Source organism: Yoonia sp. 67-2, assembly GCF_035117555.1.
In the GTDB taxonomy this organism is placed as follows: Bacteria; Pseudomonadota; Alphaproteobacteria; order Rhodobacterales; family Rhodobacteraceae; genus Yoonia.
The window spans coordinates 1-23374 of the sequence record NZ_JAYKPK010000016.1 but is presented as its reverse complement, the minus strand read 5'-3'; the positions used below and the strand labels follow the sequence as shown (position 1 = coordinate 23374).

Here is a 23374-nt window from a genome sequence, read left to right as displayed (position 1 = left end):
TCATTCCAAAGTGCCAGAGAGTGCAAGGCTGCGCTCTCGTTGCCGTTCGTATTTCTGCAAACGTCGCCGCGAAGTTTCGGCCCGCCTTGTCTGTTTACCTTGTAATGCCCGCATCAAAGCGAAAACAGTTCGCTTCTGCCCGGCCCGATGAAAAATGCGCACAAGCCGAATGATGGCAGGCCCTGCAGTTTCAAACAGATTGTCCTCAAGACTCAGAAAATAATCGATATGTCCCGGATCACCCTGACGCCCGCAGCGGCCTGCGAGCTGCAAATCAATCCGGCGGTTTTCATGCAGTTCGGTCAAAATGACGTGCAACCCTCCTGCTGCGCGGGCCTGATCTGACAAGACGATATCCGTACCCCGGCCAGCCATGTTCGTCGCCACGGTCACTTGTCCCGGTTCTCCGGCTAAAGCCACGATCATTGCCTCTTTCGCGACTTCCTCGGCGTTCAGGACATGATGGGGGATGCCCATATTGGTCAAAACAACGCTGCACTGCCGTGACCCTTCTAAGGTGCGCGTTCCAATCAGAACCGGGATATCCGCTTGGTTGAACTGGTGGACGCGCGTCCCGATTGCCTGCCACTTGGTAGCCTGTGAACGAAAAATCTGCACCGGCGCCCAATGTTTCTGGTCAGGCTTCCGAGGGCGGATCCGGCGCACGGTCAGCCCATAGCTTTCCCATAGCTCACGCGCGGCAGGTCGTGCTGTTCCGCTCATACCGCAGACATGCCGATAGCGTGGGAAAAAGCGTTGAAAGGTGATGCGTCCCAGCGTCGTGCGCAACTCGCTTGGCTCCAGCCCTTCCTTGAGTTCGACCAACTGGTGAAGACCTTCAGACCATTGACGATCCGGCATTACCCTTCCGGTGCTCTCATCGATGATCTGAACCTTTTCGTTGTCGATCAGGTAGTCGCGGTCTCGGATCAGCATGTGAAGCGCGACCAGCGCCTGCGAGATAATATGTTCCCGAATTGGCGCAACCGAAAGAAGTCCGTCGTCGTCGCCAATCCAGCTGGCAAGCCACATTTTTCCGCTATCGCTCAACGTAATGCGCCGTGAGGCAGTCGCTGTTTTAAAATGCCGGCCATCTTCCAATCGACGTGCAAGCTCCAGTGCCCGTGCCAAAGTCTTTGCATCCAGCCCACCCAGCGTCGCTTCTCCACCAGATAAGATGAAGGGTGTTGCGGCCTGATCAATCAGAACTGAATCCGCCTCATCGACAATGACCGCATCCAGGCCTTGCAGGATGGGCATAGTCTGACCTGTGACTTGCGGGATTAGCTGTGCGAGCTTGGCAGGCAGCCCGCTCAACATGTCGGATGCTGGACCCGTCTGATCCCTCAGGTAGTCGAAAACGATGTTCTTGGCTGCTGAAAAGACGATGTCACGCTGGTAGATCTCTCTGCGTTCATCGGGCGAGCCCGCTTCGTCGATACAGCCTGACGAAAGGCCAAGCAGTGTGAAGAGGGGCTCAAACCGTTGAGCATCCCGAGCTGCTAGATAGTCGTTAACGGTCAGAACATGGACGCGCCGTCCGCAAAGTGCGAGTGCGGCCGCTGCGACCGCAGCTGTCAGGCTTTTGCCTTCTCCGGTGCCCATCTCGGCGATTTCGCCGCGCATAAGGCTCCAGACTGCAGCCACCTGCACGTCGTAAGGGCGTTGCCCAAGCGCCGCCTTTGACATCCTCTTGAGAAAAGCCAGCAGCACTGCACCATCTGGAATGGTAAGGTTGTCGCTTCTGCGTCTAAGGCGCCGCCGCAGTGCAGGCAGCTCTGCAAGGCAATCCTCCAACGCCGCAGGCAAAACGTCTTCCCTTGCGTTGACCTTTTGCACGATGCTCGATTTGTCCCCCCAGGGTCGTTTGGTGCCGCGCAATGGGCGCAGGTAGGACAGGATCGACAGCACGCCAGCGTCGAAAGGTGACAGATGCGGTTCCAGCCGCTGTGGATACCGTTCAAGCTTTGGTAGTGAATATGTAGCAAACTGCATCGGCATCACGTCCCGAAATAAGTCAAGAATGTCTGTCGGACCGCCCGCCATATCCGTGGCGCAAGCGGCGCCGGGGAATGGGCAAAGCGGACAGTCGCGCGCGCACCGACACCCAGCGTTGGATGCGTTTCATCCGATAACCCGCTTGACAAGACATAGGCGACGATCGGCACCATGCTGACCGGCCCTTCTTGTGATGGATCTGCAACAAGGCGGCCGCCGGCCCGGTTGGTCAAGCCAAAACTATCGAGGCGGGTCGTGACTTGTGGGGCGCGTGCAAAAATCTCTACCGGATATTCGATGTATGGATAGGCATTGGGCTTGAGCGTCGCCGAAATCATGTCGTTATCGACAAAGTCAGCACGATCAGCCGGCACGGCAGAGCGCCAGATCAGTGTTGTGCGCCGCTCTATCGATCCAATCACTTCACCCTGTTGCAAAAGACGCCCGGTCAGGCTCCGCTGATCCGGCAAGACAAGCACCCCAGCCGTAGGAGCGCGGATCAACAATTCGTCGAAGCGTCTCTCCAATTCGCCGTGTCTGGCGCTATAAAATCCGACCTGTTCGGCCCAAAGTGCGCGGGCATTTGAATCCTCAATCGGAACCATTTCAAGGCGCAGCCGAGCATCTTCGAGTTCGGTCGCAGCCACCGCATATTCGACATCCAGGAAAGGTTCGGTAAGGCGCAGGATCGGTGTGCCCGCGGCGACTTGCTCTCCATTCTCGACAAGGATTTGGCTAACAAAGCCTTGCCCTTGGGCACGAACCTGTGCGTTCGAAGGATTGTCCAAAACCGCATCGGCAATTGTCGTGTGTGGAAACGGTACCGCAAACATTACGACGGCAAAGGCCGCAATCAAGATTGACGCCCGCAGCAACGCTTTCGGGCGTTGTACTTCAAGGGATGGATCGGTCGCCAAAAAGCGCACTCCTTTTGCTGTAGGGACCACTAAAACTGTGAATATACTCCACAAGACGATTGCGACGCCAACGACCGGAATGACTGTGGCGACGTAGAGCGATATGATGACCATCACGAACATGCGATAGAGGAAGGCTGCCACGGCATAGCCAAACAGCCAGCCCTCTTCCCCGGGGCTGACCACGGGCAATCGAGCCTCACTATGGCCCAAGACGTGTTTCTGAACGACATACCAGAAATACTGATTGCATCTTTGGCCTAGATTTGGACTTTCCAGCCAATCGGCGAAAACGAAGTACCCGTCGAAACGCAGCAGCGGGTTGCCGTTGAAAAGCAGCGTGGAGATCCCGCCGATCAGAAACAGGTTATAGGCGAGCGTTGCTACTGGACCTTGCTCTGCGATGGACCAGACGATCAAGGCAGCAGCGGCAATTGCGAGTTCAACAAGCACACCCGCCGCGCTGACCAGCATGCGCTGATGTTTCTCTGGAAAGAACGATGCCTGCGAAGCATCGACGTAGGGCACTGGAAAGAAGATCAGCATCATGACGCCGACTTCACGTACTTCGCCACCCCAACGCTTGATTGCCAGCCCATGGCCAAATTCGTGAAGCAGTTTGACGAAGATATAAGCGACCGCCAGATATGCAATATTGGCAGCGGATAGGATTGCTTCCACGCTAGGTGCTTCGAGCCTTTCCCAAGACAGAAACAGAACCGACAGTGCCGTGATCATCAGCGTGACCCAAAAGAAGCCACCAACCGGCGAAAACAGCACCCGGGCCAATGGCGTCAATGGCCGCAACATAGGCTCGGGATCAAAAAGTGGCAGCCGAATCGATAAAGGGTTCTTAAAATATCCAACTGTTGTTTTGCGGGTCTCTTCGCGCGCGCGCCGATCAATTTCTGCCAGATTGGGCCGCCGGTCGCCGGTCACCAGATCGGCGTTATGAAATTGCGATAGCAGTTGCAGAAGTTCCGGCTGGCTTGGGGGGTGCTCGGGATGAAGCTTGCAAGCCAGTTCCCAAAGCTCTTGAATGGTTCGTCGGCCATCCATGCGTGCAAACACTGCATAAGACTGGGGAGTCAGCCGATGCAGTTTGTCGGCTTGCAGATCCTGGACGACGAACCATGGCTCCCCACGATACACGTGGCGTGCGGTCTGGATGTGTGAGCGGCGCCTGAGACGCAGCGAGGCAACACGATACCAATCAGGAGAGAGAAATCCTTCTGACATGATCAGATCGGCAAATTACGCCAGAGCCATTCGTCCGCGCGATCCCACAGCGGTTTGCCCCACAAAACATAAAGCGGCACGTGGTCCACATGGATCCGCGCAGATCCGCCCATCCCATGCAGCAGAACATCAGGCTCTGACACAAGGCGGGTGACGACCGAAAAGACCGTCGCGTTGTTGTCATAGCGTGCCACCGGGATCATCTCGGTGATCTCGATTTCAAAGTTGCGCTCAGGCATGGCGCTCAGTTTCAGCTGTCCTGTCTGACCCGCCTGCAGTTTACCGATATCTCGTTCCGGAGCGTCAAGAATGACCCGGTACTCATTCAGTGGCGACAGGACCATCAAGGTTTCTCCGCGTGAAACAGCGCGCCCGATGCTTCTTGTCAGATCACCCGATACGACCAAAGCATCAAAGGGCGCCCGGACCTCGCTGCGTAGGATCTGTTGCTCGCTTAGCGCCAATTGCGCGTCAACTTGACGCAGTCGGGCTTCGATCAGTTCTGATGCGGCACGATCCCTCTCGGAAATGGCGCGGTCAAGTTCCAGCTCTGCCTGCGCGCGCAGCGCCAGTAGGCGGAGTCGTTCCAGGGTAAAGTCACGGTCATCCAACTGCACAAGTAGATCTCCGGCCTGAACCCGGTCACCCTCTTGTGCCTGGACATCAGCAAGGAACCCGTCAAATGCCGCAGAAATCGCGCGTGCCTCTGAGCCTTCAACGATTGCTTCAGCAACAACTGAACGCGGTCTTTCAATCACAACCAAAAGAACGGCGATAACAGCAGCAGAGGCAATCGTCAGCTTCGCGGCGAAATAGCGTCTGCCGAACAGTCCACGAAAGATATTGCCCATGGCTATTGCTGCCCGAGTTGCCACCCAACGATCATTATGGCGCTTCTCGATCAGCAAAGGTGTCAAGACTCCGGTGAGCGCTTCAAGCGTTTCAATCTCGGCTGGCTCAAAGGTTGCCCCCCCGGCCCGTTCGAAGACAATCGCGCCGCGTTGCTTGCGACCATCAAACAATGGAATGGTCAGGACACTGCGCGCCAGGTCTTTTTCGGCAAGTGCTGCCTGCGCTTCAAGGAGTTGGTCAGATGTTTCCGACAGTGGCGGCCAAAGCAGCACTTCGTTTTGATCGAAGGCTTCTTCCATTGCGGCCCGCAATCGTCGTGCCAGCACCATGCTGTTAGAGAACTTTCCAGCATGGGAAATTGCCCGCACCTTGATCTTTTTACGGCTGGCGATCCCCAAGGCGACGCGGTCGCATTTGAATCTATCGGCGAGGTCGGTCATCAATGTCCGCGCGGCATCACTGAAGCCTTCTGCGGAGGTCAGACTGACAATGGATTTCAGTGCGCTGACGGCCTTGCTGTCGGCATGTGCCGCAAGCGTATCACGCGCTTCTGACTGGAGATAAAGTGGCCAGCCAAGCGACAGACCGATCCTGTCGATGATGGTCGATATTTGGTCATGGCTCGAAAACTGCGCCTCGCATTCGATCCAACTGCGCGCGGAGCCTTCCGTACTTGAAAGCGGAATGATGATTGATGTTGGGCGAGGGGAGCCAGTCTCTGGCATGCCGCCTGCAAGAGCAATCCTGCCAAGTCGAAACGCTTCTGCCCGCGCAACATCTGTCTCACTTGCGGCAATCCGGTCTGCAGGCAGTGCCATGAAAAGCGGCGATCGTGATAGTCTGCCTGCCGTGAACTGTGCCGCGACTCTCAGACATTTGACGCCAGATTCCCGATCAATAGCCGTGTATAATTCCGACAACCAAGCCCGCATGCGGACTTCCATATCTCCTGGGGCGGACAAGTCGAACACTGAAACTTTGGCGGTAGACTGTGCGGTTTGCATACGTTTATGTACTCGATCTGCCTTTAAAATTCTTGGATCGATGTGCCGCTGGCAATGCACCTTGTGCGGCCTGATGCGTAAGAACAAGGCTAAGAATGCGCTAAAATATATTGACAAAAACTCTTCAAATGATGACGTGGTAGGCTTGGGCAGTCAAAATTACCGCGCGGGCCGCGTCAGAACATTACTAACATTGCTCCGATCATAAACCGGTCACGTCCAAGATAGCAATTGCACATCTTTACATCCTTTCAAGGCGATGGATTGGCGACACGACATTACCACTGTGGCCTGCTGTCGTTTGGTGCTCTGCTTGTCCGCCTTGCTGTGCGTCTGTTCGGCCGGTGTTCGCAATATTTTCAGCAATCACGCGGCGGAGCGATGCCCCAACGTGACCTGTGCTAGGGAGATTTTGAAACTGGTCGTTTGCTTCTGGGCCTATAAGTGGGCTACCGTGCTGGCAGTATATTTGCCGACACTTCAATTTTTGCTTCGTCTGCGCCTTTTGGAAACACGTCATCATTAAAGACAAACCTAGCGCTGAACTTTTTTGCAGGCCGTCGGGGTGGACCCGTGCAAGATCAAGCCAACCGTGTTGGAAAACAGACATGAACCTCAACGATCATTCGCGTTACGTTTCAATCACCATGGAGTTTCGATGTAACCTTAAGTGTACGCATTGCATGATCGAAGGAACAATGGACTGGCTGAAGCCTGCGACTGACAAAAGCTTTGAAGCACTACTTGATGAGCAACAAAAGTCCAGCCAGTGGGACGGCCTAATTCTGACAGGATCAGAAATCACGCTTCGGCAGGATCTTCCCGATCTGGCGAAGCGAGCTAAACGCGCTGGATTTCGGCACATCCGGATTCAGACACACGGAATGCACCTCTCCCGACCGGGTTATCTTGACCTGTTAATGGACGCGGGCATAGATGAATTTTTTGTTTCATTCGCTGGGCATAACGCGGAAACGCATGATTCTGTCACAAAGGTGACTAGATCATTTGATAAAATGATGCAGGGGCTTCTACTTATTGAAAAATCTCCCAAGCCCGCAAAAATTATTACAAATACTGTTGTGACTGCTGAGACCTATCTGAGTCTAGACAAGATTGTTGAAACATGCGCACCTTTCACAAAAGTAGTTCAACATGAATTCTGGAATTACTTTCCGATGAAGGATGTTGATGACAAGTTACTCATTGTAGATTTTTCCACATTAATGCCAAAAATCATGGATGCGATAGAAGCCACTCAGAGATTAAAGCGAGGTGTTGAGGTTAAAAACATACCACAATGCTTGCTTGGGAAATTTGATCGCGCACTGATCAACCAACAACCAACCTTGTTAATTGATCCGGAGTTCTGGAAGGAGTTTGATAAAAATGGATTTCACAAATGTGCCTTTCGTTCGGATTGTAAATCGCCCGAATGCCTTGGTCTCACTGATGCCTATATTAAAAGATTTGGGTGGGAGCGTGAGGTACTATCGCCAATAAGGTGACTAGAAAAATTTGACTGCTTGCAACTACAACATTGACGCGATGTATTGGTTCACAATTTCCACAGTTCGTACTTAGGTAGTTAGTTTTTTTACTTTGATAGATACTGAAATTTGAAAGTCTAAGTGAATAATAAATGCATGACAATTTGAAGGATGTGGGAGGGAATGCGGGGTGTTCTGCTTCGCTTTTCGCTTATGAAAGCAAGGTTCTATCTGATCTCATAGTTGTCATTATTCTGAATTTTATGAATAAAAATGGAACTTTGGACAAGCTTGTCTACGATGATTTCGGTGGTTCACTTGCAGAGATCATATCCCCGCCTACCTTTGCCATCCTCAAGCGGGCTGACATCATTAATGACGACGGGGGGGTTAGCAGTCATTTCCGTAGTTTATACGCTAAACGGAGAGATTTCCTCTTTGCGCGGATCGAGTTCATTTTAAAAGTTACACGGGATGTGCTGGATTTTGGTGAGGATCTTTTTACTAATCCTATAAAGTTCATGGATAAATCCAGTGCATTCGCCATGTTTGATTACAGCCAGGGTTTTGAGCACGGCGAGGGCGCAAAACAAAAGACAAAAAAATGGTGCGACTATACTGCCTCTCTCACTGACATAGAGGCTGAGATAATTCTGTCTGAAATGGAAAAAATTATCATCAGTCATTCTCTATCTCATGTCCTGGAGGTGGGTGGAAATATCGGAGTATTTGGGACGCGCTTTTGTGAGAGATTTGACGTAGATTCTTACCAAATCCTGGATATTCCTGTTGTGTGTTGTCTTGGTGAAGAGCGTAAAAAGTTACATGATCCATCCAGTCCTATTCAGTTTCTGCCAGGTGATATGTCGGAAGCATCGTGGTTGAATGCCAACACGCAGAAGCCAGATATCATCATCTTTAAGTCTGTGCTTCACGATTGGCCAGACGAGCGCCTCAATATTATCTTCGAACGCGCATTTCAGAATTTGAAAAGAGGGGGTCAACTGCTGATAGTTGAAAGGGCTAGCTTTTCGGATGGAAATATTGCTGCACCTTCGGCTGCGGACGTGGCCAATTTAATTTTTGCTCCATTTTACAGAGATCCAGGGGCTTACATGGATATTCTTTATAATCTTGATGGAAATTTCATCATTGAGTCGCATTTCTTCGACATGGAAATGAGATGGTTTATATTGAGCGTAAGGCTAGATCAGTGACTTTTCCGGTCATAACTGTTAGTGGTGCTCCAGGGAGTGGAAAATCAACACTATGTCGGGCGATTGCTTTAAGGACGGGATTTTCTTACCTCGCCTTTGATGATTTCAGTAAGATCACTATGCAGCCGATAAATGATCTACGATTATGGATTGATCGAGGGGCGAAATTTGACGAAATATTCGATCCGCAATTTCGTTCCGCTATTTTATTTTCGGCCAAAACATCACCTGTTATTGTAGAGACTCCCTTTGGGCCGCTACATAGGCAAGAGGGCGTGTTTAATGTCGAAAGCATTTGGCTCGATGTCGAGGCTGATATCGCTTTAGCTCGAGTAATAAAAGAAGAGGTTCGACGGTCAGATTGGGGTAGCGTAGATGAGATGCAAAGTTGGTGCATGCAGTATCTTCAGAACTATCAGGATTTTGTCCGCCAAATATTAGCTAAACAGGCGGCGCAGGTGCGGCCCCTCTGCTCAATTGTTTTGAATGCGACAATGTCTCCCAGTGATCTCCTAGATGAAGCCATATCAAAGTTATCGCTCGAATGAGTTGAAGTTGAAGTGCTTGGAATAAGATATTAATTTTCATAAATTTCATTGGGATTCATATCCTCCCGTCAAAAAAAGGGGACACCACAGCATTTCTTGCTCATGTCGCTGTTGAAGCATTCCAGGGCGGACTCGTCGCATAAATATGACCTGCGTAACGTCCCCGAGATTGATTCGTCAGTCACCACATTTCTGCCCCGAAACCATAGACTGCCACGTGCCGATATAAATGGGGGTCGGTGTTCCAGGTCATGCAGGTGGCTTACGTAATCGACGGTGGAGGAGGAGCACACCATCGGGAGGTCGGACGGGATCAGTCGGAGTCTCGCCAAGGGTTTAATTCAGTATGTCGCCGAAGGCACTGCGTTTGATCGTTTCTTGGATGTTGCCCTATACGAAAGACTAAAAAACGTGAACTCATTCTTGTCTAAGAGCTGATGTTAAGATATTGCGATAATGCGATATTGTCGAGCAGCCCATATTACAGAAAACTAGTCTCAAGGAGTTACTTATGCCCAAGCAATTGTTGATCTATGATCGCGTCGTTCCAATCTCTTCAGATTCTCACAGGGACTGGTCAGTAAAGATAACAGAGGATTATTCTTTCTCACGACCACTGAATTCGGTCCCTCTTCTTGCTGCTGAATTTCTTTCAGCGTCGCAGGATTATGCTATTGTTTTCGCATCCAGCGAGGACTCGGTGTTTCCGGCAGTTCTCCTTGGTTTTGAGGATGGGAAAAATCTTTTTGTCTCGGATGATGGTGCTTGGGGTGGTGGATACGTTCCCGCTTTTCTGAGAAGATACCCGTTTGTATTCGCCGAAGATGTACAGGGTGAAAATGGGAAATTTACGCTATGTATCGATGAGGAATATTCTGGCCTCAATAAAGAAGGCCGGGGTGAGCGTCTCTTTGATTCTGACGGCAATCGGACCCAGTTTCTGCAGACTATGCTTACTTTTGTCTCGCAGTTTCAGGCTCAATTCAATCGGACGCGGGAGTTCTGCAATCGACTGAACAAGCTCGGCTTATTGGAGCCTGCTCAGGCACGATTTACGACTGCGGAAGGACGGACAGGGACATTGGGAGGGTTTTTGACAATTGTCCGTGATCGCTTGAAAGCAATTCCTGAGGTGGAGCTGAAGGAAATGTTCTCATCCGATGAGCTTGAGCTGTGCTACGCACATCTGCACTCATTGCAGAATGTAAATCGCCTGGGTAGCCACATGCAGTCGAAGCCAGCTGGTTTGGCTGAGCCTATGGAGATTGCTGTTGCTGACACGGCGGCGGATGAACCAGCTGCCAGTGAAACTGCAAAAGATGAGGTGCCTGAAAAGGCAGAAAATCATACAAAGAAATTGACAAAACATTAGTATCTGATCGTCTGTGACGAAAGGGGGCGGTGGGTTTCCGCCCCTTTATCTCTTGTGTAATTCCGCGGAGTATTTCTACATAGGATAAGATTTTAGATTATGATTAGGGAGGATCTATGGGTGAGCCATCGAGCCTATGCGCCGGTGAAGGGTGGACATAATATTGTGTCAAATATATTTTTACAGTTTTCATAGAATTCCATATAGGCCAATTTTCTCAATTGCTATTTTATCTTCTAACCTAAAATCTAAACCAATATCGAATAGATGATGGGATAATGCCTGTTTGTTTTCTTTCATAAACTGGATTAATGTGGGGCTAACTTCGACCTGCGACAGAATGTTTAACGTTGATTCTATTGTAATGCGGGAAAGATATATCGCGTCATTTCTTCTTTTTGTTGCTAGCACATACATGCTCTCTTCTGCAGCATTAGGCCGGATAAAAGTGGGGATAGCATTTATGCTGGGAATGCGCGGGCTGGATTGCAACGCCGTTTGGATTGCATTTGTATCTTTTTTGCTTTCAAAGAATGAATATAAATTTTTCAGCTCAATAATGTCATCTTTGCATTCATAGCAGATGCCTCCGGAGATCGTGCCGCCAGTGCCGTTGCAATAAATATCAATTTTTGAGACCCTCAACGGTTCAAAGAAGTTCAGTTCGAATGACCACATGAAGTAAGGTTGCTCAAGATAGGTATCTGTGTTCAGTGTGAAAATACTTGGGATGATACTTTTTATTTTGGAAACTGAGAGCGATCTATTTTCTCGCTCATAGTCATAAAAGTACAGCTCTAAGCTTGGTGTTTCCTTGTGAAACTTTAAGCCCCAGACTGTATTGAAGCGACCAGCCGTTTGCTGAATGTTATGAAGTACACGGAGCACTTTTCCAGTTTTGTCAAATTCGGCGACCATGCGGAACAAAATATCCTCCTGCCGAATAGCATTCTGAGCAAGATCCCGAGGACGTTCATATGGCCACTGGCAGAAATCACGTGCTGGATCACTGGGTCGTGCGGTTCCGGTCATGGTATGCAGTTCGCAGGTTCTATCCAAGCAGGCTGACTATAAAGGGTCAGAAACGGTGTGCCGTCCGGTTGCACTCCGACTGCAAGATGACTTGGGTTGTCAATATATTGTTCGGTGTAGGGCAAGGCTGAGACGTTGATATCAATGATCATATTTAATATTAAAATTTTATCTATGTTGTCATGGCTTACGTTCGCCAAGTTTATATCCAAGGATTTTCGAACGGATGATTCAGCTGTTACTTCCAAGAGTGCTGCCTGCTGATGCAAACCTTCAATGAAATGAAAGACATTTTTTTTCACGGCTTTAGGTAGAGGAATTGATGGTAGTGTTGTTTCAGCTGACGTTATTCTGTATGAGTGAATTTGGCATTTATGGATAGACTCCTTGATTGCTAAAAACACAAGATCATTTTGGTTGGCGTCGAATTCATAATAGAGTTTCCATATGTGCTCTCCATGTTCAAAGTCATATCCAATATGAAGTGCTGTTGGAAACATGCCGCAATTTCGGAGCCCATCCAATTTGGATTTGAAGTATGGCTTCAGTACACACAGTGTTGTATCAATGTTTGTTTTACTGCTGCAATTATCTGGCAATGTAAGTAGCCATCTTCTGTGCGATATACTACCCACACCTATCTTGATTGATCTTGAGAAAAGACAGGGCATTTTAAGAGCACGTATAACATCTTGAGCTTCTACCGGAATGCTGTCAGGGGAATACTGATCGTGCATTATACAGGATTAACCACTAAAGTTAACTTCAAGCTGGCACCGATGTCCTGCTGGAATATTTGTATTCGGGTTATCGAGTGTCACTCGTACGCCGAATGTTTTTGATGCGGCGTCAAAAACTGAATCGACACTTGATATGAGGGCGATGTGTTCGCCTCCAATAGGAGCGTCTGGCCTGATGGTGACTGTCATTCCGCTTTTAATTGAGGGAAAAACATCAATGGGTAAATATGCATCAACGTGAAGCGGGTTGAGTTGAGCGACAAGCATGATGTGACGGTCTGAACCAGCATATTCACCAGCGCGTAATAGGATGTCGATCACTTGGCCATCTATTGGCGATGTAACTGTTGTATTTTCCAGCGCGATCCTCGCCCGGCTTACTTCTGCAAGCAATGTGTCTCTATCGTTGGTGGCCTGAGAAAGTTGGCTCTGTGCCAGGGCATATTCATATTCCAGTTCCTCTTGGCGAGCGGTGCTCTGCGCGTTCTGTTCAACCAACCGTCTAACCCGGTCGAGTTGGGTCCCGACAAAGGCTACTCTGGCTTCCTGAGCTGCGATCTGAGCTGTTGAGCGCGCTCTGGCTTCGAGAATGTCGACCGTTGCGGCTTCGAGAGTAGAATTCATTCTGGCAACGGCTTGCCCCCGAGAGACAGTATCTCCGCGCGCCACAATTACTTCAGATAGTACACCTGAATTGTTGGCTGACAGCTGGATGATCTGAGCTGGATCCATGATGCAATTGTAACTGTCCGCCTCGACGGCTGTGGTTAAGCAAAAAATCGTAACGGTGGCGGCAATCGTTGTGAGTCCACGTGACATATTCTTGGTTCCGTTCCGCTTGTTGAGATGCCGCCTTCTGTAAAGCGACGGTGAAAGATGCCAGATTTGTCATCTTGCTCCAGCAGAGCATCGAAGTGGCAACGACATCATAAGATGTTTGGGGTCGGCCATGCAAAACATGTTTTGCCGGAATATCGAATCACCTTCATCGATGATCTGATAGAGCAAAGCTTTGCCGTCACTCATAGTAATGCACATTCTGTCGCGTATGTCCGGGAAGGGTGCATGTTACCGCGTTGTGCAAAGCGCTTGGTTCCAGTCGATTGACGACATCGGAAGTGTATTGGACAGGTCATGGCGTTGGCGAAGAAGTCGTCGAATGTACTGGTTTCAGCATCGCAACCGCCGTCGGACCGAGAGCATTGTGCTCGACTCAAAGCCCTGTCGGAAGCTCGTCACTGTTGTTTTTCGGCTCTAGCCAAGCAATTACTGTCGTGCGCCCCAATGGAGTTACGCCGTCTGCGTCCATGCGTTTCTGAGGGTGAAGCGTATCCTTTGCAGCCAGAGATCACCTGTCTAACTGCCTAAAATTTAGTATGAAAACAGATGATCACACTCAAATTTTCTACAAAAATTCTGCCGTACTTGATTTTTTTTCGACTTGCGCTTGCAAAATGAATCTTTTTGGACCTGACTGAACCTTATAGGGATTGGTTCACATTGGTACGACACGTGACAGATAACCATGATAATTCCACGATTGCCGTTGAGCGGCTGCGGGCGTTGTTAAGCGACATACAAGCTGCCAACGGTAGTCGGCTGCCGACCGAACGTCAGTTGGCGATGAATCTTGGCATAAGCCGCCGTTCAGTCCGCCGCGCATTGGAAGTGTTGGAAGCCGAAGGTCTGGTATGGCGGCGGCAGGGTGCTGGCACCTTTGCGGGCCCACCTCCGGACGCGCTCACTGCGCTGGATCAACCCGACACGGATTTTTCGGAGGTGATGGAGGTCCGTTTACGTCTTGAACCACAATTAGCGCAATTGGCGGCACTGCGGGCAACTGATGCTGATATCGTGCGGATGCGTCATGCCCTGAGCCGACTTAACGCGACCAAAGATGCTGACGGCCGCGAATTGTGGGATTCGGCCTTTCACCGCGAAATTGCTCGGGCTGCGGGCAATAAGTTTTTCTTGATGATCTTCGATGCGATGGACCGCGCGCGTCATGACGATACTTGGCGTGGGTTGCGTGAAAGCGTCCGTAGTTTTGCCAATCTGGCGCAAACTACCCAGCAGCACGATGATATCGTTGCTGCGATTGCTGCGCATGATCCGGTCAAGGCCGGGGCTGCCATGCGTATACATTTAATGAGCCTGCATAATCGTATTCTGGATTTAACAACTTTGGAGGTGCTTGATGACGTCTCTTGATCCAGTTTTGGAAGTATCAGACCTGTCGATCCGCTTTAAGGGGCAAAATCTGGATCTGATCGACACGGTCAGCTTTGCGATCCCGCGCGGCAAGACACTTTGTCTGGTAGGCGAATCGGGATGCGGTAAATCGGTCACGTCGCTTGCGATCATGGGGTTATTACCCAAGCGGGCTGCGACAGTCACGCAAGGCAGCGTACGCTTTCAAGGGAATGATGTACTCAACCTGCCCGAAGCGCAGATCGAGGATCTGCGCGGCAATAGCATGGCGATGATTTTTCAGGAGCCTATGACAAGCCTGAACCCCGCCTTCACCGTTGGTCATCAGGTGGCAGAGGCCGTGCGCCGGCACAAAGGCTGCTCCATGGCCGAAGCGCGCGAGCGTGCATTGGCGATGTTCCGCAAGGTACGGATGCCTGCCGCTGAAAAGCGGCTGGATGATTATCCCCATCAGATGTCGGGCGGGATGCGGCAGCGCGTGATGATCGCCATGGCGCTTGCCAATGATCCAGCGCTGCTGATCGCGGATGAACCTACAACCGCGCTGGATGTCACTATTCAGGCACAGATCATGGATCTGATGCGTGAATTGCAGGATGAAACCGGTGCGGCCTTGCTAATGATCACGCATGATCTGGGTGTCGTGGCCGAAATCGCGGATGAAGTTGCAGTGATGTATGCTGGACGGATTGTCGAAAGCGGCCCTGTGGCGCAGGTTTTCGACGATCCGCAGCATCCTTATACACTCGGTCTGATGGGGTCGATGCCGGCAATTGCCGGGCGGCAGGGGCGGTTGATGACGATCCCCGGTGCGGTGCCCTCGCCGGAAATGATGCCTGCGGGATGCCGGTTTGCAACGCGGTGCCCATTTGTGGTTGCTGATTGCCACAAGACGCGGCCGGCGTTGACGGATGTCGGACATGGACAATCAGTGGCTTGCCTGCGCGCGCCGCTCGACAATTTGGTGAACGCATGACCGACATCATCCTTGAAACCCATGATTTGCAAAAACGCTTTGTTCAAGGCGGCGGGCTTTTCGCCAAGTCGACCACAATTCATGCGGTCAATGGTGTTTCGCTGCAGGTGCGGCGAGGCGAGACATTTGCGATCGTGGGTGAATCCGGCTGCGGCAAATCCACCCTTGCGCGACTGCTGTTGCGGCTGATCGACGCCAGTGAAGGTCATGTGATCTATGAAGGGCAGGACCTGACGACGTTGAGCGCTGCACAGATGCGCGGGCTGCGGTCTGATCTGCAATTCATCTTTCAGGACCCGTTTTCGTCGCTGAATCCGCGCATGACCGTCTCGGCGATCATTGCGGAACCCTTGGGTGTCCACACCGATCTGAATGCCAGCCAACGGCGCGACAAGGTCGCAGAGCTGATGGCGCGCGTTGGCTTGCGCCCGGATATGGCTGACCGATATCCGCATGAGTTTTCTGGCGGTCAGCGTCAGCGCATCTGTATCGCGCGCGCCCTGGCCTCGGGGCCGAAGCTGCTGATCGGGGACGAACCCGTTTCCGCGCTCGATGTTTCGGTGCAGGCACAGATCGTAAACTTGCTCGAAGATTTGAAACAAGAGCTCGGGCTGACGTTGGTGGTCATTGCCCATGATCTGGCCGTGATCCGCCATATGAGCGACCGGATCGCGGTCATGTATCTGGGTGAGATCGTTGAAATGGCCGATACCGAAAGCCTGTTCACGGCCCCGCGTCACCCCTATACGCAGGCGTTATTGACCGCGATCCCGGTGCCGTCACCGGGCGGCAAGCGGGCGCGCGCGGTGCTGGACGGGGATATTCCATCGCCCGCCAATCCGCCATCCGGGTGCAAGTTCCACACCCGCTGCCCGCATGTCACAAAGATTTGTCGCAGCACAAGACCGGTGTTGGAAGGGGCCGTGCATCAGGTCGCTTGCCATCATCATAACATGCTGCCGCAACCTGACCTGCCAAGTGTCAACATAGACACGCGCAGCCCCGCAGCCATCGCCCGTTTCGCGCTCTACCGTCAAGCAAACGAGGCAAAAGCGGCGGCAGAAAACAGACAACCCACCAACAAGGAGACAAGATAATGAAAACGAGAAAGCTCTTCACAGCCTTACTGGCGTCGGTTGCGATGTCGTCGGGGGCGTTTGCTGCTGACCTGCGCATCGGCCTACAGGAAGATCCCGACGCATTGGACACAGATCAGGCGCGGACTTTCGTTGGCCGGATCGTGTTTGAATCGCTTTGCGATAAACTGATCGACATTACCCCTGAACTGGAATTCGTGCCCCGCTTGGCAACGGAATGGTCTTGGTCAGATGACGCAACGACCCTGACAATGCAATTGCGCGAAGATGCCGTGTTCCATGATGGCACACCGTTCAATGCTGAAGCCGTGGTCGCGAATATCGAGCGGTCACAGAATTTGGACGAAAGTCGCAGAAAATCCGAGCTTGCTTCGGTTGAAAGCGTCGTGGCGACAGCGCCGTATGAAGTGACCTTCACGCTGGTCTCGCCCGATGCAACCTTGCTGGCGCAGCTCACGGACAGGGCTGGCATGATGCTGTCGCCGACTGCCGCAGAAGAGAAGGGCCTGGAACTGGCCAATGATCCCGTCTGTTCGGGTCCTTATCAGTTCGTCGAACGTATCCAACAGGACCGCATCGTGCTGGAAAAATTCGCCGATCATTATGACGCCGACAGCTATCACTTTGACCGTCTGATCTTCCTGCCGATCCCGGATACGACCGTGCGTCTGGCCAACCTGCGTTCAGGCGATTTGGATATGTTGGAACGCCTCGCACCATCTGATGCTGCCGGTGTGCAGTCTGACAGCGACCTGAGCTTTGCCGCAGCGACCAGCCTTGGGTATCAGGGCATCACCATCAACTTGGACAATGGCGCGCGCTCCGAAACGCCGCTGGGACAGGATGCACGTGTCAGGCGCGCCCTGTCGCTCGCGATTGACCGCGAGGTGATCAACGATGTCGTGTTCGAGGGGACCTATGCGGCGGGAAACCAGCCATTCCCTCCGACTTCGCCTTGGTATGACCAAAGCAACCCAGTCGAGGCGCGCGATGTTGAACAGGCCCGCGCCCTGTTGGCCGAGGCAGGTTTGGAAGATGGGATCAGCATCGAAATTCAGGCCCCGAACAACCCCGTGCAATTGCAGCTGATGCAGGTCATTCAGGCCATGGCTGGCGAGGCAGGGATCGATATTTCGATCAAAGCCACGGAATTTGCGACCATGTTGTCTGAACAGACGGCGGGCAATTACGAAGGCAGTCAGGTTGGCTGGTCCGGGCGCACTGACCCAGACGGAAATATCCACGCCTTCATGACCTGCGAAGGTGGCCTGAACGACAGCAGATTTTGTTCGGAACAGGTGGATGCATTGCTGAACGAGGCGCGCCTGTCAAACGTGACCGATGACCGGAAGGCCAGCTATGACGCCGTCAATGCGATCCTGCGAGAGGAATTGCCAATTGTCTATCTCTATCACCAGACATGGCTCTGGGCGATGGCCAGCGAGATCGAGGGCTTTGTCGCCTATCCTGACGGGATGATCCGTCTTGCTGGCGTGACCAAAGACTAAGCGCACCACTAGTACAGGCTGTTTCGGCGGCCTGTGCTGACATCAGGGGTCACTGCGCGCCACGCGCGACCCATTCTCTAGCCAACGGGCAGGCCAATGCTGTTGTTCATTCTTCGCCGTCTTGTGATCGCGATCCCGACGCTTATCTTGGTATCCATGTTTGTCTTTGCCCTGCAGAAGCTGTTGCCGGGTGATCCCATTCTGGTGATGGCAGGCGAAGATCGTGACCCCGAGGTGATCGCGCTGCTGCGCGAGAGATATCACATGAACGAACCCATCGTGATGCAGTATTTTTACTGGGCGGGCGACGTCTTGCGCGGTGATCTTGGCGTCTCGTTGCGGACCAATGAACCGGTGCTTAGCCTGATCGCCTCGAAGCTGCCGGTCACGATCCAGCTTGCGATCATGTCAATGCTGTTTGCTATTCTGATCGGTATTCCTGCAGGTATACTTTCGGCTGTGCGAAAAGGCACTTGGGTTGACTGGCTGGCCAATCTGATCGCTCTGTCTGGTTTGTCGATCCCGAACTTTTGGCTCGGGATCATGCTGATCCTGCTGGTGTCGGTAAATCTGGGCTGGTTGCCGGCCTCTGGCTATGAAAGTTTCTTTGTTGATCCGTGGCGTTCGCTGACCACAATGATCATGCCCGCCTTTGTGCTGGGCACGGCACTGGCGGCAACCTTGATGCGGCACACCCGTTCGGCGATGCTGGGTGTATTGCAGGCTGATTATGTTCGCACCGCGCGAGCCAAGGGGCTGCGTGGTCGGGTTGTGATCCTGAAACATGCTTTCCGTAACGCGGTCCTGCCGGTCGTGACCCTGACCGCGCTTTTGTTTGGTGAACTGCTCGCCGGTGCCGTTCTCACTGAACAGATCTTTACCATCCCCGGATTTGGCAAACTGATCGTCGATGCCGTATTCAACCGCGATTACGCGGTCGTGCAGGGCGTCGTGCTTTGCACGGCAGTGGGTTTCATCCTGATGAATCTGATCGCCGATGTGCTTTACGTAATCCTGAACCCCAGATTGAGGACCGCGCAATGACCGCCATCACCGACCCGGCTGCGACTGTCTCGGCCAAGCCCAAAAGCCGGACATGGCTCAAACTGCGTCGCAACAAAAGCGCGCTGGTGGGTGCCTTTGTGGTGGCGCTTTTCGTCATTTTGGCGGTATCGGCTCCTCTGCTTCCCATAGCAGACCCGAGCGCCACGGATTGGGGGGCTATCCGTCAGGCCCCATCGGCAGCCGCATGGATGGGCACCGACGAGATTGGCCGCGATGTGCTGTCCCGGATGATCTGGGGTGCGCGGGCGTCCTTGCTCGCGGGTGTCGTATCGGTCCTGATTGCAGTGGTGATCGGGGTGCCTTTCGGGCTTGTCGCGGGGTATTTTGGTGGCTGGACAGATAGCATTATCAGCCGGGTGACTGAGGCGCTGTTGGCGATGCCGTTCCTGATCATGGCAATTGCGCTCGCAGCCTTTCTGGGCCCATCGCTGACCAATGCGATGATCGCGATTGGTCTGTCCGCCGTGCCGATCTTTATCCGCCTGACGCGTGGGCAGGTCCTGGCTGTCAAGACCGAGGATTATGTCGAAGGCGCGCGCGCCATCGGTCTGAACCATATCCCGATCATGACCCGTTACATCCTGCCCAATGTCTTTCCGCCCATTCTGGTGCAGGCGACGTTGACGATTGCGACGGCCATCATCGCCGAAGCCGCCTTGTCTTTTCTTGGGCTGGGCCAGCAGCCGCCTGCGCCGAGTTGGGGTTCGATGCTCAACACTGCCAAGAATTTCCTGTCACAAGCGCCTTGGATGGCAATTTGGCCGGGTGCCGGGATATTTCTGGTCGTGATGGGTTTCAACCTGATGGGTGATGGGCTGCGCGATGCGCTGGACCCGCGCGAACATTAATCTGACCGGAGGAACTGCATGTCTGCCTTTACCACGCGCCCCGAAATTCTGGGCCGCTTCGGGGTTGTGACCTCGACCCATTGGATCGCCACAGCAGTGGGGATGAAAATCCTGGAGCAAGGCGGCAACGCTTTTGACGCCGCCGTGGCCACCGGGCTGGTGCTGCAAGTGGTAGAGCCACACCTGAACGGGCCGGGCGGGGACTTGCCCGCGATCATTTATTCCGCCGCTTCCGGCAAGGTCGAGGTGATTTGCGCGCAGGCCCCGACGCCAGCCGGTGCTACGATCGCGCATTACAAGGCCGAAGGGCTGGACGTGATCCCCGGTGACGGTTTGTTGGCGACGGTCATTCCCGGTGCCTGGGACGGATGGATGCTGATGCTGCGCGACTATGGCCGGCTCAGCCTGCGCGAGGTGCTGGAACCTGCAATTTTCTATGCAGCAGAAGGGCATCCCGTCCTGCCGCGTGTCGCGGCGACGATTGCAGGTCTGGCGGATTTCTTTCGCGACGAATGGCCGACATCCTATCAGACATGGTTGCCCTCGGGTGCGGCCCCCGCACCATGGAGCAATGTCACCAATCCTGATCTGGCCCGCACATGGACCCGGATTCTGGCTGAAGCTGAAACCAAACAGGGCCGCGAAGCCCAGATCGACGCCGCGCGCGACGCCTTTTACCGGGGCTTCGTCGCGGAAGAAATCGCCGCCTATCTTGATCAAGCCTGCGTCATGGATGCGTCAGGGGCCAAGCACAAAGCGGTGCTGACAGCTGACGATCTGGCCGGATATGCCGCGCATGTCGAGACGCCGGTGACCTATGATTACCACGGCTGGACTGTGGCCAAATGCGGGCCTTGGACGCAAGGGCCAGTCTTGTTGCAAGCCTTGGCCTTGCTCAAAGGATTCGATCTCGGGACCATGGACCCGATGGGTGCGGATTTCATTCACCATGTCGTCGAAGCGAAAAAGCTCGCATACGCGGATCGGGAAGTTTATTATGGTGATCCTGATTTCGCATCTGTACCGCTCGAAACATTATTGTCCGATAGCTACAACGCCGAACGGCGCAAGCTGATCGGTGATCGCGCGAGTATGGATTTGCGGCCGGGTATCCTGCCAGGGTTCGAGGATCAGCATGTGCAGACGTTGGCGCTGCTTGATGCGCTCAGCCGCACGGATCAGGCGGTGTATGAGCCGACAATGGCGCATCTATCCGAGAAAAAAGGCGATACTGTTCATATCGATGTGATCGATAATGAAGGGAACATGGTGTCGGTCACGCCGTCAGGGGGCTGGCTGCAATCCTCGCCCACGATCCCCGGTCTGGGGTTCTGCCTGAACAGCCGGGCGCAGATGTTCTGGCTCGAACCCGGCCTGCCCACGTCGCTGGAGCCGGGAAAGCGGCCCCGCACGACACTGACGCCGTCGTTGGCGCTGAAAGATGGCATCCCCCAACTGTCATTCGGAACGCCGGGGGGTGATCAGCAGGATCAATGGCAACTGGTGTTTTTCCTGCGCTATGTGCATCACGAGATGAACCTACAGGAAGCGATCGACGCGCCGCTGTTCCATTCAACGCATTTCCCGTCCAGCTTTTTCCCCCGTTCGCGCCAGCCGGGAATGGTCATGGCCGAGACAAGTTTCGGCAAGGATGTCCTGGACGATTTGCGCGCCCGCGGTCATCTGATCACCGAGGCCGAGCCTTGGTCTGTCGGTCGCATGACAGCCGCGCGGCGCGACCCCGACGGCCTTTTGCGCGCCGCCGCCACGCCACGCTTGATGCAAGCCTATGCGATAGGACGCTGAACCATGACCTATTCGATCGTCGCCCGTGACCCCGCCACCGGACAGATCGGGATCAGTGTCGCCAGCCGGTTCTTTGCGGTGGGCCATGCCGTGCCATTCGTGAAAGGAAGGGTTGGGGGCATTGCGACGCAGGCATTCGTCAATCCTACCTACGGCAGCGACGGCTTGCGCTTGCTGGAGGCAGGAGCGCCACCCGATGCTATCATCCCAATCCTGACCGGGCGTGATAACGGGCATGCGAACCGCCAGCTGCACATGATCGACGCGCAAGGGCGTAACGCGGCCTTCACCGGCGAAAACTGCGTCGACTGGTGCGGGCATCTGGTTTCTGACGGGGTCTCGGTGGCGGGGAATATGCTCGAAGGCCCAGAGGTCATCGCCCAGACGCTGAAAGCCTATCGGGCGGCGATGGACAAACCCTTGGCGGAACGCCTGCTGATCGCGATGCAAGCGGGCGAGGATGTGGGCGGCGACAAGCGCGGCAAGCAATCGGCCTGCCTGATCATCTATCGCGATCAGGATTACGCCTGGCTTGATATCCGTGCCGACGACCATGCCGATCCGTTGAGCGAGCTGCGCCGCCTTTACGCAGTGGCACAGGAGAGATTTCTGCATGTGGCCGAAACTATGCCGACGCGCGAAAATCCGCATGGGATGGTGGACCGGCGCGCGATTGACGAAACGATCCAGCGGCTTGAAGATGAGCGGATCGCGGCGGGGCGTGCCTCAGCGTCGTTTATGGTGAACAAGGGCTGAAAGTGGCGACATGACGGATGACGCCTGTTGATTGTCGCTGAGAACTGAGGGGGTGGATACCCCCTCCCGACGGCATCGCAATGTGCCAAGGTGATGTGGGTCACATCACATGAAGGCGGAAGTATCCATCACAGAAGTTAACATCGTTGGGCCAGATTTGGCAAAGCAGGTTTTCCAGGTTCATGGCGCGACGGCCGTTGGCGGCGTGGCTGTTCGTAAGAAGTTGGCACGGGGGCAGGTGCTGGCATTTTTCGCGGATCTGCCGCCCTGCGTGGTTGCTATGGAGGCCTGCGCCACGGCCCACTACTGGGCATGTGAGATCAGTGCTCTGGGGCATACCGTCAAGTTGGTGCCGCCTGCCTATGTCAAGCCTGTCGTCAAGCATTAAAAGAACGATGCGGCTGACGCGGAGGCCATAGCTGAAGCAGCCAGTCGGTCGAGCATGAGGTTCGTCAAGCCGAAGTCACCCCGACAGCAAGCGCGCGCCATGGTTTTTCGAAGCTGTGATCTGTTTGTCCGCCAAATGACACAAACCATCAATGCGCTATGGGCCCATTGCAAAGCATGGCCCTATCGCACCTTAGGGGCTGTCAAATCTCGCAGGTATCCAGCAGGTAGTTGGTAAGCGTTTCCTGCCCCCCACCTTCCGTCTGTCAGCATGATGGGTTCATTGGACCCTGTTGATTGTTGGACTGGAT

18 protein-coding genes and 1 pseudogene are annotated in these 23374 nt (G+C 53.5%); 13 read left to right on the top strand and 6 right to left on the bottom strand.

Annotated elements, in window-relative coordinates:
• The 3 genes from VOY09_RS17795 to VOY09_RS17785 are packed head-to-tail and all read right to left on the bottom strand — an operon-like array spanning position 1 to position 6010.
• Entirely contained in the window at positions 1–2001 is a 2001-nt protein-coding gene (locus VOY09_RS17795; RefSeq protein ID WP_322895978.1) for a translocase, read from the bottom strand.
• Positions 2001–4154, bottom strand: coding sequence for a hypothetical protein (locus tag VOY09_RS17790; protein ID WP_322895976.1), 2154 nt, complete (start codon positions 4152–4154; stop codon positions 2001–2003). Before VOY09_RS17790 ends, VOY09_RS17795 begins: the two co-directional genes overlap by 1 nt.
• A 2-nt stretch (positions 4155–4156) precedes the next feature.
• Positions 4157–6010: an efflux RND transporter periplasmic adaptor subunit gene (locus tag VOY09_RS17785; RefSeq protein ID WP_322895974.1), complete on the bottom strand. Its 1854-nt coding sequence runs from the start codon at positions 6008–6010 to the stop codon at positions 4157–4159.
• Between the two features lie 608 nt (positions 6011–6618).
• Here VOY09_RS17785 and VOY09_RS17780 point away from each other — a divergent pair.
• From VOY09_RS17780 to VOY09_RS17765, 4 genes are all read left to right on the top strand, one after another.
• Positions 6619–7518 carry a radical SAM protein gene (locus VOY09_RS17780; RefSeq protein ID WP_322895972.1) on the top strand — a complete coding sequence of 300 codons (900 nt, stop codon included), beginning with the start codon at positions 6619–6621 and terminating at the stop codon, positions 7516–7518.
• 134 nt (positions 7519–7652) lie between these two features.
• Positions 7653–8717, top strand: coding sequence for a methyltransferase (locus VOY09_RS17775; RefSeq protein ID WP_322895970.1), 1065 nt, complete (start codon positions 7653–7655; stop codon positions 8715–8717).
• Positions 8684–9265 (top strand): AAA family ATPase, encoded by a 582-nt coding sequence (locus tag VOY09_RS17770; protein WP_322895968.1) that lies wholly within the window; start codon positions 8684–8686, stop codon positions 9263–9265. Before VOY09_RS17775 ends, VOY09_RS17770 begins: the two co-directional genes overlap by 34 nt.
• Before the next feature lie 511 nt (positions 9266–9776).
• Complete coding sequence (locus VOY09_RS17765; RefSeq protein WP_322895966.1) at positions 9777–10637, top strand: SapC family protein; 861 nt, start codon at positions 9777–9779, stop codon at positions 10635–10637.
• A gap of 189 nt (positions 10638–10826) precedes the next feature.
• On the opposite strand, the gene VOY09_RS17760 is transcribed toward VOY09_RS17765, so the two are convergent.
• From VOY09_RS17760 to VOY09_RS17750, 3 genes are all read right to left on the bottom strand, one after another.
• Positions 10827–11669: a hypothetical protein gene (locus tag VOY09_RS17760; protein ID WP_322895964.1), complete on the bottom strand. Its 843-nt coding sequence runs from the start codon at positions 11667–11669 to the stop codon at positions 10827–10829.
• Positions 11666–12169 carry a hypothetical protein gene (locus VOY09_RS17755; protein ID WP_322895962.1) on the bottom strand — a complete coding sequence of 168 codons (504 nt, stop codon included), beginning with the start codon at positions 12167–12169 and terminating at the stop codon, positions 11666–11668. The genes VOY09_RS17760 and VOY09_RS17755 overlap by 4 nt, the downstream gene beginning before the upstream one ends.
• Before the next feature lie 246 nt (positions 12170–12415).
• Entirely contained in the window at positions 12416–13228 is an 813-nt protein-coding gene (locus tag VOY09_RS17750) for an efflux RND transporter periplasmic adaptor subunit (RefSeq protein ID WP_322895961.1), read from the bottom strand.
• 645 nt (positions 13229–13873) lie between these two features.
• Between VOY09_RS17750 and VOY09_RS17745 the strand changes: the two genes are divergently transcribed.
• The 9 genes and pseudogenes from VOY09_RS17745 to VOY09_RS17705 form a co-directional block, all read left to right on the top strand.
• Entirely contained in the window at positions 13874–14620 is a 747-nt protein-coding gene (locus VOY09_RS17745; RefSeq protein WP_322895959.1) for a FadR/GntR family transcriptional regulator, read from the top strand.
• Positions 14607–15596 (top strand): ABC transporter ATP-binding protein, encoded by a 990-nt coding sequence (locus tag VOY09_RS17740; RefSeq protein ID WP_322895958.1) that lies wholly within the window; start codon positions 14607–14609, stop codon positions 15594–15596. Before VOY09_RS17745 ends, VOY09_RS17740 begins: the two co-directional genes overlap by 14 nt.
• Positions 15593–16693, top strand: a complete 1101-nt coding sequence (locus VOY09_RS17735) for a dipeptide ABC transporter ATP-binding protein (RefSeq protein ID WP_322895956.1) — start codon at positions 15593–15595, stop codon at positions 16691–16693. The genes VOY09_RS17740 and VOY09_RS17735 overlap by 4 nt, the downstream gene beginning before the upstream one ends.
• Positions 16693–18201 (top strand): ABC transporter substrate-binding protein, encoded by a 1509-nt coding sequence (locus VOY09_RS17730; protein ID WP_322895954.1) that lies wholly within the window; start codon positions 16693–16695, stop codon positions 18199–18201. The genes VOY09_RS17735 and VOY09_RS17730 overlap by 1 nt, the downstream gene beginning before the upstream one ends.
• Positions 18202–18297: 96 nt before the next feature.
• Positions 18298–19245: an ABC transporter permease gene (locus VOY09_RS17725; RefSeq protein ID WP_322895953.1), complete on the top strand. Its 948-nt coding sequence runs from the start codon at positions 18298–18300 to the stop codon at positions 19243–19245.
• On the top strand, positions 19242–20114 hold the full coding sequence (locus VOY09_RS17720) for an ABC transporter permease (protein WP_322895951.1): 873 nt from the start codon (positions 19242–19244) through the stop codon (positions 20112–20114). The genes VOY09_RS17725 and VOY09_RS17720 overlap by 4 nt, the downstream gene beginning before the upstream one ends.
• 18 nt (positions 20115–20132) lie before the next feature.
• A complete protein-coding gene (locus tag VOY09_RS17715) occupies positions 20133–21920 on the top strand; it encodes a gamma-glutamyltransferase family protein (protein WP_322895949.1) in 1788 nt (595 codons plus the stop codon).
• Positions 21921–21923: 3 nt separating this feature from the next.
• Positions 21924–22676: a DUF1028 domain-containing protein gene (locus VOY09_RS17710; protein WP_322895947.1), complete on the top strand. Its 753-nt coding sequence runs from the start codon at positions 21924–21926 to the stop codon at positions 22674–22676.
• Between the two features lie 109 nt (positions 22677–22785).
• Positions 22786–23232, top strand: a pseudogene (locus VOY09_RS17705) (IS110 family transposase); the annotation flags it as partial.
• Positions 23233–23374 lie beyond the last annotated feature (142 nt).

What these genes read in the sequence shown, in the direction of transcription:
- VOY09_RS17750 (WP_322895961.1), bottom strand. Translation starts at nt 13,228, where the DNA reads ATGTCACGTGGACTCACAACGATTGCCGCCACCGTTACGATTTTTTGC.
- VOY09_RS17755 (WP_322895962.1), bottom strand. Translation starts at nt 12,169, where the DNA reads ATGTTTCCAACAGCACTTCATATTGGATATGACTTTGAACATGGAGAG.
- VOY09_RS17740 (WP_322895958.1), top strand. Translation starts at nt 14,607, where the DNA reads ATGACGTCTCTTGATCCAGTTTTGGAAGTATCAGACCTGTCGATCCGC.
- VOY09_RS17770 (WP_322895968.1), top strand. Translation starts at nt 8,684, where the DNA reads ATGGTTTATATTGAGCGTAAGGCTAGATCAGTGACTTTTCCGGTCATA.
- VOY09_RS17790 (WP_322895976.1), bottom strand. Translation starts at nt 4,154, where the DNA reads ATGTCAGAAGGATTTCTCTCTCCTGATTGGTATCGTGTTGCCTCGCTG.
- VOY09_RS17730 (WP_322895954.1), top strand. Translation starts at nt 16,693, where the DNA reads ATGAAAACGAGAAAGCTCTTCACAGCCTTACTGGCGTCGGTTGCGATG.
- VOY09_RS17795 (WP_322895978.1), bottom strand. Translation starts at nt 2,001, where the DNA reads ATGCCGATGCAGTTTGCTACATATTCACTACCAAAGCTTGAACGGTAT.
- VOY09_RS17725 (WP_322895953.1), top strand. Translation starts at nt 18,298, where the DNA reads ATGCTGTTGTTCATTCTTCGCCGTCTTGTGATCGCGATCCCGACGCTT.
- VOY09_RS17760 (WP_322895964.1), bottom strand. Translation starts at nt 11,669, where the DNA reads ATGACCGGAACCGCACGACCCAGTGATCCAGCACGTGATTTCTGCCAG.
- VOY09_RS17780 (WP_322895972.1), top strand. Translation starts at nt 6,619, where the DNA reads ATGAACCTCAACGATCATTCGCGTTACGTTTCAATCACCATGGAGTTT.
- VOY09_RS17710 (WP_322895947.1), top strand. Translation starts at nt 21,924, where the DNA reads ATGACCTATTCGATCGTCGCCCGTGACCCCGCCACCGGACAGATCGGG.
- VOY09_RS17775 (WP_322895970.1), top strand. Translation starts at nt 7,653, where the DNA reads ATGCATGACAATTTGAAGGATGTGGGAGGGAATGCGGGGTGTTCTGCT.
- VOY09_RS17720 (WP_322895951.1), top strand. Translation starts at nt 19,242, where the DNA reads ATGACCGCCATCACCGACCCGGCTGCGACTGTCTCGGCCAAGCCCAAA.
- VOY09_RS17765 (WP_322895966.1), top strand. Translation starts at nt 9,777, where the DNA reads ATGCCCAAGCAATTGTTGATCTATGATCGCGTCGTTCCAATCTCTTCA.
- VOY09_RS17715 (WP_322895949.1), top strand. Translation starts at nt 20,133, where the DNA reads ATGTCTGCCTTTACCACGCGCCCCGAAATTCTGGGCCGCTTCGGGGTT.
- VOY09_RS17735 (WP_322895956.1), top strand. Translation starts at nt 15,593, where the DNA reads ATGACCGACATCATCCTTGAAACCCATGATTTGCAAAAACGCTTTGTT.
- VOY09_RS17785 (WP_322895974.1), bottom strand. Translation starts at nt 6,010, where the DNA reads ATGCAAACCGCACAGTCTACCGCCAAAGTTTCAGTGTTCGACTTGTCC.